This window comes from Streptomyces rubrogriseus, assembly GCF_027947575.1.
Lineage (GTDB): Bacteria > Actinomycetota > Actinomycetes > Streptomycetales > Streptomycetaceae > Streptomyces > Streptomyces rubrogriseus.
On sequence record NZ_CP116256.1, the window covers coordinates 5,391,462 to 5,404,840 of the forward strand.

At 71.9% G+C, this 13,379-nt stretch carries 9 protein-coding genes; 3 read left to right on the forward strand and 6 right to left on the reverse strand.

Annotation, left to right across the window (positions count from 1 at the left end; all coding sequences use genetic code 11):
• Positions 1-41: 41 nt before the first annotated feature.
• Positions 42-2,384 (forward strand): Tex family protein, encoded by a 2,343-nt coding sequence (locus Sru02f_RS24715; RefSeq protein WP_109028691.1) that lies wholly within the window; start codon positions 42-44, stop codon positions 2,382-2,384.
• 156 nt (positions 2,385-2,540) lie between these two features.
• Here Sru02f_RS24715 and Sru02f_RS24720 read toward each other — a convergent pair whose 3' ends face one another.
• The gene (locus Sru02f_RS24720; RefSeq protein WP_109028690.1) at positions 2,541-4,187 is read right to left on the reverse strand and encodes an ABC-F family ATP-binding cassette domain-containing protein; all 1,647 of its coding nucleotides are present in this window, start codon (positions 4,185-4,187) and stop codon (positions 2,541-2,543) included.
• Positions 4,188-4,200: 13 nt separating this feature from the next.
• A complete protein-coding gene (locus tag Sru02f_RS24725) occupies positions 4,201-5,238 on the reverse strand; it encodes an oxidoreductase (protein ID WP_109028689.1) in 1,038 nt (345 codons plus the stop codon).
• A gap of 66 nt (positions 5,239-5,304) precedes the next feature.
• Here Sru02f_RS24725 and Sru02f_RS24730 point away from each other — a divergent pair, with 66 nt between their 5' ends.
• Positions 5,305-6,231 carry an FAD-dependent oxidoreductase gene (locus tag Sru02f_RS24730; RefSeq protein WP_109028688.1) on the forward strand — a complete coding sequence of 309 codons (927 nt, stop codon included), beginning with the start codon at positions 5,305-5,307 and terminating at the stop codon, positions 6,229-6,231.
• A 68-nt stretch (positions 6,232-6,299) separates the two neighbouring features.
• On the opposite strand, the gene Sru02f_RS24735 is transcribed toward Sru02f_RS24730, so the two are convergent.
• Complete coding sequence (locus tag Sru02f_RS24735) at positions 6,300-8,036, reverse strand: BCCT family transporter (protein WP_109028687.1); 1,737 nt, start codon at positions 8,034-8,036, stop codon at positions 6,300-6,302.
• An 80-nt stretch (positions 8,037-8,116) separates the two neighbouring features.
• Positions 8,117-9,415, reverse strand: a complete 1,299-nt coding sequence (locus Sru02f_RS24740; protein ID WP_109028686.1) for a M14 family zinc carboxypeptidase — start codon at positions 9,413-9,415, stop codon at positions 8,117-8,119.
• Positions 9,416-9,849: 434 nt separating this feature from the next.
• Here Sru02f_RS24740 and Sru02f_RS24745 point away from each other — a divergent pair, with 434 nt between their 5' ends.
• Positions 9,850-11,346: a M1 family metallopeptidase gene (locus Sru02f_RS24745; protein ID WP_174854953.1), complete on the forward strand. Its 1,497-nt coding sequence runs from the start codon at positions 9,850-9,852 to the stop codon at positions 11,344-11,346.
• 13 nt (positions 11,347-11,359) lie between these two features.
• On the opposite strand, the gene Sru02f_RS24750 is transcribed toward Sru02f_RS24745, so the two are convergent.
• Positions 11,360-11,845 carry a macro domain-containing protein gene (locus Sru02f_RS24750; RefSeq protein ID WP_109028683.1) on the reverse strand — a complete coding sequence of 162 codons (486 nt, stop codon included), beginning with the start codon at positions 11,843-11,845 and terminating at the stop codon, positions 11,360-11,362.
• 42 nt (positions 11,846-11,887) lie between these two features.
• Entirely contained in the window at positions 11,888-13,354 is a 1,467-nt protein-coding gene (locus Sru02f_RS24755; protein ID WP_109028682.1) for an amino acid permease, read from the reverse strand.
• Positions 13,355-13,379: the final 25 nt, after the last annotated feature.

Below are 13,379 nucleotides of genomic sequence, written 5' to 3' on the forward strand. Positions count from 1 at the left end.
ACAATTGCCGCGCAACCTCAGTGAGAAGGCGGTACGGGATCGTGACGACACCCGACGTAGGGTCCATCGAAAGCAGGATCGCCGACGAGCTCGGCGTACGGGAGCGGCAGGTGAAGGCCGCCGTCGAGCTGCTCGACGGCGGCTCGACGGTGCCCTTCATCGCCCGCTACCGCAAGGAAGCGACCGAGATGCTCGACGACGCGCAGTTGCGCACGCTCGAGGAGCGGCTGCGCTATCTGCGGGAGCTGGAGGAGCGGCGCGCGGCGATCCTCGACTCGGTCCGCGAGCAGGGCAAGCTCACCGAGGAGCTGTCGGCGCGCATCCACGCGGCGGAGACCAAGGCGCGCCTGGAGGACATCTACCTGCCGTTCAAGCCGAAGCGGCGGACGAAGGCGCAGATCGCGCGCGAAGCGGGTCTGGAGCCGCTGGCCGAGGGCCTGCTCGCCGACGCGTCGGTGGACCCGCAGGCCGCGGCGGCCGCGTTCGTCGACGCCGACAAGGGCGTGGCCGATCCGCAGGCCGCCCTGGACGGGGCGCGCTCGATCCTCACGGAGAAGTTCTCGGAGGACGCCGACCTGATCGGCGAGCTGCGCGAGCGGATGTGGACGCGCGGGCGGCTCGCCGCCAAGGTCAAGGACGGCAAGGAGGAGGCGGGCGCCAAGTTCGCCGACTACTTCGACTTCGCCGAGCCGTTCACCGACCTGCCCTCGCACCGCGTGCTCGCGATGCTGCGCGGCGAGAAGGAGGACGTGCTCGACCTCGTCCTGGAGCCCGAGGAGCCCACCGAGGGCCCGTCGTCGTACGAGGCGATCGTCGCGAGCCGCTTCGGGATCGCCGACCGCGGCCGGCCCGCGGACAAGTGGCTGGGCGACACCGTCCGCTGGGCCTGGCGCACCCGCATCCTGGTACACCTGGGCATCGATCTCAGGCTCCGGCTGCGCACCGCGGCGGAGGACGAGGCGGTCGACGTGTTCGCCGCCAACCTGCGCGACCTGCTGCTGGCCGCCCCGGCGGGCACCCGGGCCACGCTCGGCCTCGACCCCGGCTTCCGCACCGGTGTGAAGGTCGCCGTGGTCGACGCGACGGGCAAGGTCGTGGCCACCGACGTGATCCACCCGCACGTCCCCGCCAACCGGTGGGACGAGGCGATCGCCAAGCTCGCGCGGCTGGCGAAGGAGCACACGGTCGACCTGATCGCCATCGGCAACGGCACGGCCTCCCGCGAGACCGACAAGCTCGCCGGTGAACTCATCACCAAGCACCCCGAGTTGAAGCTGACCAAGGTGATGGTGTCCGAGGCGGGCGCCTCCGTGTACTCGGCCTCCGCCTTCGCCTCCCAGGAGCTGCCGGACATGGACGTCTCGCTGCGCGGCGCGGTGTCGATCGCCCGGCGGCTGCAGGACCCGCTGGCCGAGCTGGTGAAGATCGACCCGAAGTCGATCGGCGTCGGCCAGTACCAGCACGACCTCTCCGAGGTGAAGCTGTCCCGCTCGCTGGACGCGGTGGTCGAGGACTGTGTGAACGGCGTGGGAGTGGACGTCAACACGGCCTCCGCGCCGCTGCTCGCCCGGGTCTCCGGCATCACCTCCGGACTCGCGGAGAACATCGTGGCGCACCGCGACGCGAACGGGCCGTTCTCCTCGCGGACCGCGCTGAAGAAGGTGTCCCGGCTCGGACCCAAGGCGTACGAGCAGTGCGCGGGCTTCCTGCGGATCCGGGGCGGCGACGACCCGCTGGACGCGTCCAGCGTGCACCCGGAGGCGTACCCCGTGGTGCGGCGGATGGTGAAGACCGCCGGGCAGGAGGTGACCGGCCTGATCGGCAACACGTCGGTGCTGCGGTCGCTGAAGGCGGACCAGTTCGTGGACGAGACGTTCGGTCTGCCGACGGTCACGGACATTCTGCGGGAGCTGGAGAAGCCGGGGCGCGACCCTCGGCCCGCCTTCAAGACGGCCACCTTCAAGGAGGGCGTGGAGAAGATCTCCGACCTGTCGTCCGGGATGGTGCTGGAGGGCGTCGTCACGAACGTCGCCGCGTTCGGGGCGTTCGTGGACGTCGGTGTGCATCAGGACGGGCTCGTGCACGTGTCCGCGATGTCGAGGACGTTCGTGAAGGATCCGCGGGACGTGGTGAAGCCCGGGGACATCGTGAAGGTGAAGGTGATGGACGTCGACATTCCGCGGAAGCGGATCTCGTTGACGTTGCGGCTGGACGACGAAGCGGCTCCGCAGGGGGAGCCGAAGAAGGAGCGGGGCGGGAGGCCGCCTCGGCAGCGGCAGCAGCGGCAGGGTGGTTCCGGGGGCGGTAAGGGGCGGCCTTCGTCGGCGCCCGCCGCGTCCAACGGGGCGATGGCGGACGCGTTGCGGCGGGCCGGCTTGGCGTAGGCCGTCCGGCGGTTGCGGCGGGGGTTTGGGTGCGCGGCCCGGTGTTGCCGGGGCCGCTGCGCCCCACCCGTGCCGCCCGGGGGTACCTCCCAGGCCGTTCAGGCACTGGGGGAGGCACGACTGCCCGCAGCTGCGGCGGCCGGCCGCTGCCCGCACTCAGGCGGGAGCCTCCACCACCTTGCCGTTCGCTACCTCCAGGCGGCGGGTGACCTTGACCGCGTTCAGCATGCGGCGGTCGTGGGTGATCAGGAGAAGGGTGCCTTCGTAGGCGTCCAGGGCCGACTCGAGCTGTTCGATGGCCGGGAGGTCGAGGTGGTTGGTCGGCTCGTCCAGGACCAGGAGGTTGACGCCTCTGCCCTGGAGGAGGGCGAGCGCGGCCCTGGTGCGTTCGCCGGGCGAGAGGGTCGACGCCGGGCGGACGACGTGGTCGGCCTTCAGGGCGAACTTGGCCAGGAGGGTGCGGATCTCCGCCGGTTCCAGGTCCGGGACGGCCGCACGGAAGGCGTCGAGCAGCATCTCGGGGCCGTGGAACAGCTTGCGGGCCTGGTCGACCTCGCCGAGCAGGACGCCGGAGCCGAGCGCCGCGTGCCCCGCGTCGAGGGGGACGCGGCCCAGGAGTGCGCCGAGGAGCGTGGACTTGCCCGCGCCGTTGGCTCCCGTCACCGCCACCCGGTCCGCCCAGTCGATCTGGAGGGAGACCGGACCGAGCACGAAGTCGCCGCGCCGCACCTCGGCGTCGCGCAGGGTGGCCACGACCGCGCCCGAGCGGGGCGCCGAGGCGATCTCCATGCGCAGGTCCCATTCCTTGCGCGGTTCCTCGACGACGTCCAGGCGCTCGATCATGCGCTGGGTCTGGCGGGCCTTCGCGGCCTGTTTCTCGCTGGCCTCGCTGCGGAACTTGCGGCCGATCTTGTCGTTGTCGTTGCCCGCCTTGCGCCGGGCGTTCTTGACGCCCTTGTCCATCCAGGCGCGCTGCGTCTGGGCCCGGTCCTGGAGGGAGGCCCGCTTGTCGGCGTACTCCTCGTACTCGTCGCGGGCGTGCCGGCGGGCCACCTCGCGTTCCTCCAGGTACGCCTCGTAGCCGCCGCCGTAGAGGTTGATCTGCCGCTGGGCGAGGTCGAGTTCGAGGACCTTGGTGACGGTGCGGGTGAGGAACTCGCGGTCGTGGCTGACGACGACGGTGCCGGCGCGCAGGCCGGTCACGAAGCGTTCGAGGCGCTCCAGGCCGTCCAGGTCGAGGTCGTTGGTCGGCTCGTCGAGCAGGAAGACGTCGTAGCGGGACAGGAGGAGGGAGGCAAGGCCGGCGCGGGCCGCCTGGCCGCCGGACAGGGACGTCATCGGCTGGTCCAGGTCGACGGTCAGGCCCAGCGCGTCGGCGGTCTCCTCGGCGCGGTCGTCGAGGTCGGCGCCGCCGAGGCCCAGCCAGCGCTCCAGTGCGGTGGCGTAGGCGTCGTCGGCTCCCGGGACGCCGTCGACCAGGGCCTGGGTGGCCTCGTCCATGGCGCGCTGGGCGTCGGTGACGCCGGTGCGGCGGGCCAGGAACTCCCGCACGCTCTCGCCGGGGCGGCGCTCCGGCTCCTGCGGGAGGTGGCCGACGGTGGCGGTGGGCGGGGACAGGCGCAGCTCCCCCTCCTCCGGGTTGGTCAGCCCGGCGAGCATCCGCAGGAGGGTGGACTTCCCCGCGCCGTTGGCTCCGACGAGACCGATGACGTCGCCGGGTGCGACGACGAGGTCGAGCCCGGTGAACAGGGAGCGGTCGCCGTGGCCGGCGGCGAGGTTCTTGGCGACGAGGGTGGCAGTCATCAGACCGTAGATGTTAGCCGCGGCCCGGCGCGCCCCGGGTCACCGCCGTCACCAGCACGCTTCCCGGCGTCCGCGCCACCACGAAGGCCTCCCCCTTCACCGCGCCCGCGTCCAGGGCGACGCGGTGGGCGCCCGGTTCGAGTACGCCGTCGAAGACCTCGCGGACGCGCGTGCGGTGGAGGCGGTCGAGGCGGTACGCGGTGAGTCGCACCCGGCAGGGCGAGGTGACCTCGACGTCCGCGCCCGCGGCGCTCGCCGAGAGGCGGGTCAGGCGGCGGCCTTCGGCCGGGCCCCGGGCCAGGGCGTGCTCGATCTGGGCGACCAGCACCGGGACGATCGGGGCGAGGCCGTCGACGTGGGCCACGTCCACCCCGGCGTCCGCGAAGGCGCGGCCCACCGAGGCGCGCTGTTCCCCGGTGACCGCGCGGCCGAAGGCGACGGCGTCGTAGGTCCGCAGTTCGTCGGCCGGGACGTCGCGGGCGTCCTGGGTGATGTCCGCGCCGATGCCGATGGTGCGCAGCGCCGCGGCGAGCCTGGCGAGCAGGGCGACGCGGGCGCCGATGAGCAGGACCCGGCGGCCGGGGTGCGCCGAGCCGTCGAGCAGGGTGGCGAGGGCCGCGCGGTACTCGGCGCCGGAGAAGCGGTAGGGGCCGATGCCGGGGTAGGCGTTCAGCTCCAGGTCGGCGTGTTCGGCGGTCTGCCAGGCGAAGTCCCGCCAGACGAAGTCGTCGCCGTCCCGCAGGATCACGGCGGTCACCGCGCCGCAGGCCAGGTCGGCGCACTCGGGGCAGCCGTAGATGACGTACCGGCCGCCGGGCAGGGGCGCGTCGGCCTCCAGGAGCAGGCCGCGGACCTGCGCGGTGAAGATGGCGGGCGGTACGTCGGAGGCGAGCGGGGAGACGGCGTCCAGATCGGAGAGCCGGAACAGGAGGGGGCGTCCGTCGACGACGAAGTCCGTGAAGTCGCGGTGGACCTGGAAGTCGCCGTCGGCGTGGACCTGGCCGGCGCGCGTCGCCGGGGCCAGGCCGAAGGTCGCGTACTCGGCAGCCATGCGGTGAGTATTCCCTCGGCCGGGCCTCTTGGAGCACGCCGTCGGGCGTTCGGTTAACGTCCTGGTGTGGAAACCGAACTGGATGACGAGCGGGATGGCGAAGTCGTCGTGGTCGGCGGCGGGGTGATCGGGCTGACGACGGCCGTCGTCCTCGCCGAGCGGGGCCGACGGGTGCGGCTGTGGACCCGGGAGCCCGCGGAGCGGACCACCTCGGTGGTCGCGGGCGGGCTGTGGTGGCCGTACCGGATCGAGCCGGTCGCGCTGGCGCAGGCCTGGGCGCTGCGTTCCCTGGACGTGTACGAGGAGTTGGCGGCACGGCCCGGGCGGACCGGCGTACGCATGCTCGAAGGGGTGCTCGGCGAGACCGGCCTGGACGAGGTGGACGGGTGGGCCGCGGCCCGGCTGCCGGGGCTGCGCGCGGCGAGCGCCGCCGAGTACGCCGGGACGGGGCTGTGGGCGCGGCTGCCGCTCATCGACATGTCGACTCATCTGCCGTGGCTGCGGGAGCGGCTGCTGGCCGCGGGCGGCACGGTGGAGGACCGCGCGGTGACCGACCTGGCCGAGGCGGACGCGCCGGTGGTGGTCAACTGCACCGGCCTGGGCGCCCGGGAGCTGGTGCCGGACCCGGCGGTACGGCCGGTGCGCGGGCAGCTGGTCGTCGTGGAGAACCCCGGCATTCACAACTGGCTGGTCTCGGCCGACGCGGACTCCGGGGAGACGACGTACTTCCTTCCGCAGCCGGGGCGGCTCCTGCTGGGCGGCACGGCCGAGGAGGACGCCTGGTCGACCGAGCCGGACCCGGCGGTCGCGGCGGCCATCGTGCGGCGGTGCGCGGCCCTGCGTCCCGAGATCGCCGGGGCGCGGGTGCTCGCGCACCTGGTGGGGCTGCGGCCGGCCCGGGACGCGGTCCGGCTGGAGCGCGGGACGCTGCCGGACGGGCGCCGGCTGGTGCACAACTACGGCCACGGCGGCGCGGGCGTCACCGTGGCCTAGGGCTGCGCCCAGGAGGCGGCCCGGCTCGCCTCCTGACGCCGGTGTCCCGGTCGGCCGGACCGCGGGGGTCAGTCCTTGTGGTGCTTGCCGATCGGGTCGCCCTCCACCTCCGTGCCGGGGCCGGGACCGATCCGGATCTCGAACTCGCCCTCGTACTGCTTGTGACCCTCGATGACGGCCAGTTCGACGGCTTCGGAGGCCATCTCGCCGCGCACCATGAGCGGGTCGCGGCGCAGGTCCCGCATGAGCGCGACACACATGAAGATCATCACGATGACGAAGGGCGCCGCCGCGAGGATCGTGAGGTTCTGCAGACCGGTGAGCGCGTCCGCCTCGCCGCTGCCGATCAGCAGCATGATGGCCGCGACCGCGCCGGTCACCACGCCCCAGACGACCACCACCCAGCGGCTGGGTTCGAGCGCGCCCTTCTGCGAGAGCGTGCCCATCACGATGGAGGCCGCGTCGGCGCCGGAGACGAAGAAGATGCCGACGAGGATCATCACCAGCAGGCTGGTGGCGGTGGCGATGGGGTACTCCTGGAGCACGCCGAAGAGCTGGCCCTCGGGGGTCGAGTCGTCGCCCAGCCGGTTCTGCTCCTGCAGCCGCATCGCCGAGCCGCCGAAGATGGCGAACCAGACCAGGCTGACGGTGCTGGGCACCAGGATGACGCCGCCGATGAACTGACGGATCGTCCGGCCGCGGCTGATGCGGGCGATGAACATGCCGACGAAGGGCGTCCAGGAGATCCACCACGCCCAGTAGAAGACGGTCCAGCTGCCCAGCCAGTCCGCCACCCCCTTGCCGCCGCTGATCTCGGTGCGGCCGGCCATCTGGGGCAGGTCGCCGAGGTAGGCGAAGACCGAGGTCGGCAGCAGGTCGAGGATGAGGATGGTGGGGCCCGCGATGAACACGAACACGGCGAGCAGCAGGGCCAGCACCATGTTGGTGTTGGACAGCCACTGGATGCCCTTCTCCACACCGGAGATCGCGGAGGCCACGAACGCCACCGTGAGCACCGCGATGATGCCGACGAGGAGGCCGGTGCTGACCTTGTCCATCCAGTCGAGCTTCTCCATGCCGGAGCCGATCTGGAGCGCGCCGAGGCCGAGCGAGGCCGCGGAGCCGAAGATCGTCGCGATGATGGCGAGGATGTCGATGACCCGGCCGCCGGCGCCGTTGGCGTGCTTCTCGCCGATGAGCGGGGTGAACACCGCGCTTATGGTCTGCCTGCGGCGCCTGCGGAAGGTGCTGTAGGCGATGCCGAGGCCGACCACCGCGTAGATCGCCCACGGGTGGAGGGTCCAGTGGAACAGGGTGGTGGCCATGGCCGTGGCCATGCGGTCGCCGGAGTCGGCCGGGCTGGTGCCGGGCGGGGGCGTGGTGTAGTGCGCGAGCGGCTCGCTGACGCCGTAGAACATCAGGCCGATGCCCATGCCCGCGCTGAACATCATGGCGACCCAGGACACGGTCCGGAACTCGGGTTCCTCGCCCTCGGCCCCCAGGTGGATGCGGCCGTAGCGGCTGGCCGCCAGCCAGAGGGCGAAGACCACGAAGCCGGAGGCGGCCAGCGTGAACGCCCAGCCGCCGTTGTGCAGCAGGCCACCGAGCATGCTGCTGGAGACGTCCTCCAGCGAGTCGGTGGCGGCCGCGCCCCAGATGACGAACGCCAGGGTCAGGACGGCCGTGACGCCGAAGACGACGCGGTCGGTCCGGGGCCGGTGCTCGTGCCCCGGAAGGCCCGCTTCCGAACCCGGAAGCGTGCCTCTTTCGTGCTCTTCCTTGTCGCTTGGTCGGTCCTGCGTCACAGGCGGCACCTTTCCAGTCGATCAGGCCGAAAATACTCCACCGCTACGCCCTTACCACGTAAGACGCGGAAGTCACCTCCTCAGCAGCGGGTATCCGGTTCGCCCGCGGTCACGTGGTATGTCGCGCGCTCGTCCAGGAGCAGCGGCACCAGGGCACGCTGTGGCTGGCGCAGCGGTACGTAGGCGCCCTTCTCCCCGGTCGGGCGGGCCTGTACACCGTGCAGGGCGAGTTCGTCCCCGACGTCCCGGTACTGGGCGGGGGTCAGCCGGTAGCCGCAGGGCGGGTCCTGGATCACCTCGGAGTCCTCGGCCGGGTCGTTGTCCGCGCCGCCCAGGTGGACGGGTCCGGTGTCGGACAGGCCCGCCCGGCGGGCGGCGCCCGTGGCCGCCTCGACGCGTCCGCGCCGCTCGTCCGCGAAGCGGAACATGCCGTCCAGGGCGGCGAGCTGGGAGTCCACCCGGCGCCGGTGGTTGAGGGCCGGGTCCTCGCGCTCGGCGCCGGTGAGGGCGTCGACACGGCTCTCGATGAGCAGACCGACCGCGTGTTTCACGCCGGACATGTTGCGCAGGATGCGTTCCTGGCCGTCGCCGGCGGTCTGCTTGACGGGGTCGCCGGTCTCGGGATCGGTCCAGATGCCGTACGTGCCCGTCGAGTACCCGGCGTGCTCGGCGGCGGGGCGGACGTACTCGCCGGACAGGGTGCGGGCCTCGTCGTGGACCGGCGCGGCGGTGTTGAGGTTGCGGGGCCAGAGATCGAAGAGGTCCTTGTCGTAGTACGGGGGTGTGGCGCCGTACTCGTGCAGGTCGTAGATGACGTCGGGGCGCTCGTCGCGGACGACGGCGGCCAGGGCGCGGGCCTCGGCCGTCGCCAGCGCGAGGTGGTCGCGGTTGACGTCGACGCCGTCGCCGTTGCCGCGGGTGTCGGCGGCCCGGCCGTCGGGGTTGGCGGTGGGCACCACCAGCACGGCGGTGCGGTCCAGGAAGCGCCGGGTCGCGCGGTCGGTGGCGTACGCGAGGTCCCGCACGGTGGTCAGGCAGGCCTCGCGGCCGGAGGGTTCGTCGCCGTGCTGGCTGCACACGAGGAGGACCTTGTTGGCGGCGGAGGGCCTGCCGACGGTCACGAGCCGAAGGGGACGGTTCTGCTTCGTGGTGCCGATGCGGTCCAGGGTGACGCGGTCGCTCGCCCGGTCTGCGGCGGACAGCAGGGCCTGTTCCTCCTGCTGGGTGGTCCAGCGGGCGCCGTGGGTGCGTTCGAAGCCGGTGCGGGGCGGGTGGGGTGCGGCGCCGTCGGCGTGGGCGGGTGCGGTGAGGAGGGACGGGACCAGGAGCGACGCGGCGAGGGCCGCGGTGGTCGCGGTGAGGGTGCGCAGGCGGTTCATCGGCCTCCCTTCGGGACGCGGTGCGTGGAGTGCGGCGCGGGTGCCGGGCAGGTGCCGCTCGTACCGGCGACGGCCCTGGTGAACGCGTGGGTGCCGCCTACGGACGGTACGCGGGCCGAAGTGCGGGATCGGTCCGACGCGGGTGTCGGCGTGTCGGCGCACGGGCCGAGGGGGTTCCTGTCGACCCGCACGGCGGACGGGTGGGCCGGGGCCGCCGTCGCGAGCGGTCTCCGGAGGGTGAGGCGCATGCGTATCGGCATGCGCGGACGGTACATCGGTCCACTCCCGCGCATAAGAGGGCCGAGGGTGACCCATGACGGCCGGATGGCGATCGTGTGACAGGAGTGGCCGTGGACATGACGGTGCGCTCAGGGGCTGAATAGGCTCCGAACGGATTCCGAACGGATCTCGTGTCCCTACGACTTGGAGCTTTCGTGCACCGCAGATGCATCGTGCCGGGCGCACTGGGCGCCGCCTCCCTCATGCTGGCGATCCCGGCGTCGGCGGCGGCCCACTCCCCCGGCGCTCCGGGCATCGGCGACCCCTACTACCCGGCCTACGGCAACGGCGGATACGACGTCTCGCACTACGACCTGCGCCTGAAGTACCAGCCGGCCACGGACCGGCTGGAGGGGACGGCGACGATCCTGGCCCGCACCACCGCGGACCTGTCGCGGTTCAACCTCGACTTCCTGCTGGACGTCGGCGAGGTGCGGGTGAACGGCGCCAAGGCCTCGTTCACGACCTCGGGCGAGCAGGAACTGGAGATCACTCCGAAGAAGCCGCTGGACAAGGGATCGCCCCTCACCGTGGTCGTCCGCTACAGCGGTGTGCCGTCCTCGAAGCAGGCGTTCGGCTTCACCAGTTGGCACCGCACCCCGGACGGCGGCATCGCCGCGAACGAGCCCGAGGCCGCGGCCTGGTGGTTCCCCAGCAACGACCACCCGCTGGACAAGGCCACCTACGACGTGTCGGTGCAGGTGCCGGACGGCACCCAGGCGATCTCCAACGGCACCCTCCAGTCGACGAGTTCGCGGCTCGGCTGGACGCGTTGGAACTGGCGTTCGGACCAGCCGCAGGCCACGTACCTCGCCACGCTGGCGGTGGGGAAGTTCGACCTCACCACCGGCACCACCGAGGGCGGCATCCCGGTCGTCAACGCCTACAGCAGGGACCTGGGCGCGAACGACGGCGCGGCACGGGCCAGCGTGGAGCGGACCGGGGAGGTCGCGGACTGGCTGAGCGAGTACTTCGGGCCGTATCCGTTCGACGCGCTCGGCGGCTACGTGCCGAACACCACCACCGGGTACGCGCTGGAGACGCAGACCCGGCCGTTCTACAGCCCGCGGCAGTTCGCGAACGGGTCGAACGTGTCCGTCGTCGTGCACGAGCTGGCCCACCAGTGGTACGGCGACCTGGTCTCGGTGCGCGGCTGGAAGGACATCTGGATCAACGAGGGCTTCGCGCGGTACGCCCAGTGGCTGTGGTCCGAGCACGAGGGCGAGGGCACGGCGCAGGAACTGGCCGACTACACATACGCCTCGCACCCGGCCGACGACGCCTTCTGGACGGTGAAGCCCGGTGACCCGGGCCCGGAGAACCAGTTCGACGGCGCCGTCTACGACCGGGGCGCGCTGGCCGTGCAGGTGCTGCGCAACGAGATCGGGGACGACGCCTTCTTCACCGTGCTGAAGGGCTGGCCCGCGAAGTACGCCCACGGCAACGCGTCCGTCGCCGACTTCCAGCGGTACGCCGAGGAGGTGTCGGGCAAGCCGCTGGCCGCGCTGTTCGACACCTGGCTGTTCCAGCCGTCGAAGCCGGACGCCCCGGCGGCGAGCGCCCGGTCCCTCGTGAAGGCCCCCGTGGCGCCGCCCGTGCAGCCCCGTTCCTGGCAGAAGATCGCCGCGACGAACGACGTGCACGAGCACTGAGCCGCAGACCGGACTAGGCGGCGTCCCCGTGGTCGTAGACGGTCACGGGGATGCCGCGCCGGGTGAGGCGGTCGGTTATGAGCGGCTCCACGCGCGACCACTTGCCGCCGGCCAGGCCGCAGCCTATGCGGGGCATGTGCACGGACGCCTCCAGCTCGGCCGCCCGGTCGGCGACGCGGCCGAGCGCGGTGCCGATCGCCTCGTAGCGCACGGGGGCGCCCTTGCTGCCGGTCCTCATGCCGTGCTGGCCGATCATGTTGGCCACCCACACGTACGGCTCGACCTGGACGAACCGGACCGCGCCGAGCCCGAAGTCGTTGGTCGCGCGGTCGCGGTGCCAGGCGCGGTACGCCGCCTCCGGCTGCGGCCAGCGGCGGGAGACGGCCAGGACGAAGCCCTTGCCCCAGCCCCCGAGGTCGTTGCACACGTGGGCGATCACCTTGACACCCTTGACCGACGGCGCGGTGGCGTCACCCCGGACATAGCTGATCTCCGACATGACGCCACCGTACGGGCCGCCACTGACAGTGGCCCCGGGCCGCTACTCCTTCGGCGTCGGCAGCTCCTGCCCGGCCTGGTGCGCGACCCGGCGCCGGACGCCGAACCAGCCGGCCACCAGCATCACCGCGATCACGGGCACCAGGAGCACGGTCTTGCGGCCGACCTCCTCGTCGTTCCACATCAGGCCGATGACCGCCAGCAGGAAGGCGATCGTGACGATCTCCGTGACGGGACTGCCGGGCAGCCGGAAGCCCGGCCGTTCGACCAGGCCCGCACGCGCCCGGCGGACGAACACCAGGTGGCAGATCATGATGATCACCCATGTGCTGATGATGCCCAGCGAGGCGACGTTCAGCACGATCTCGAAGGCCTTGCTCGGCACCAGGTAGTTCAGCCCGACACCGAGGACGCAGACCGCGCAGGTCAGCAGGATGCCGCCGTAGGGGACCTGGCTGCGGCTCATCACGCCGGTGAACCTGGGCGCGGAGCCGGCCATCGCCATGGAACGCAGGATGCGGCCGGTGGAGTACAGGCCGGAGTTGAGCGACGACATCGCGGCGGTGAGGACGACGAGGTTCATCACGTCACCGGCGGCCGGCACACCGATCCCCGACAGCACCGTGACGAAGGGGCTCTCGTCGCCCGAGTAGAGCGAGCTCGGCAGCAGCAGGGCCAGGAGCACGACCGAGCCGACGTAGAACAGGGCCACCCGCCACATGATCGAGTTCACCGCGCGGGGAACGATCCTGTGCGGCTCGGCGGTCTCGCCCGCGGCGACGCCGACCAGTTCCAGGGCCGCGTAGGAGAAGATCACGCCCTGCATGACGAGGACCACGGGCATCACGCCGTGCGGGAGGATGCCGCCGTGGTCGGTGATCATGCCCATGCCCGGGGTCTGCCCGCTCACCTCGTGCTGGGTGGCGAGCAGGAAGATGCCGATCAGCATGAAGCCGACGAGGGTGGCGACCTTGACGATCGCGAACCAGAACTCCATCTCGCCGAAGATCTTCACCGAGATCAGGTTCACGGCCAGGACCACCGCGAGGGCGACCAGGGCGAGCACCCATTGGGGGATGCTCGTGAACATGCTCCAGTAGTGGGTGTACAACGCGATCGCGGTGATGTCGGCGATACCGGTCGTGGACCAGTTCAGGAAGTACATCCAGCCGGCGACGTAGGCGCCCTTCTCACCGAGGAACTCGCGCGCGTAGGACACGAATGATCCGGAGGAGGGCCGGTACAGCACCAGCTCGCCCAGTGCCTTGACGACGAAGAAGGCGAAGACGCCCGCGACGAGGTAGGCGACGGCGAGCGCCGGTCCGGCGTCCCGCAGACGCCCGCCGGCGCCGAGGAAGAGGCCGGTGCCGATCGCGCCGCCGATGGCGATCATGTTGACGTGGCGGGCCTTGAGGTCCTTGCTGTAACCGGCGTCGCCCGCGTCCGCGGGGATGGTCCCGGTCGCCTGGGGATGGGCGACCTGTGCCGTGTCGACGGCGTCCTTGCTCACGGGTGGTTCCACTCTCTGGTGCGCT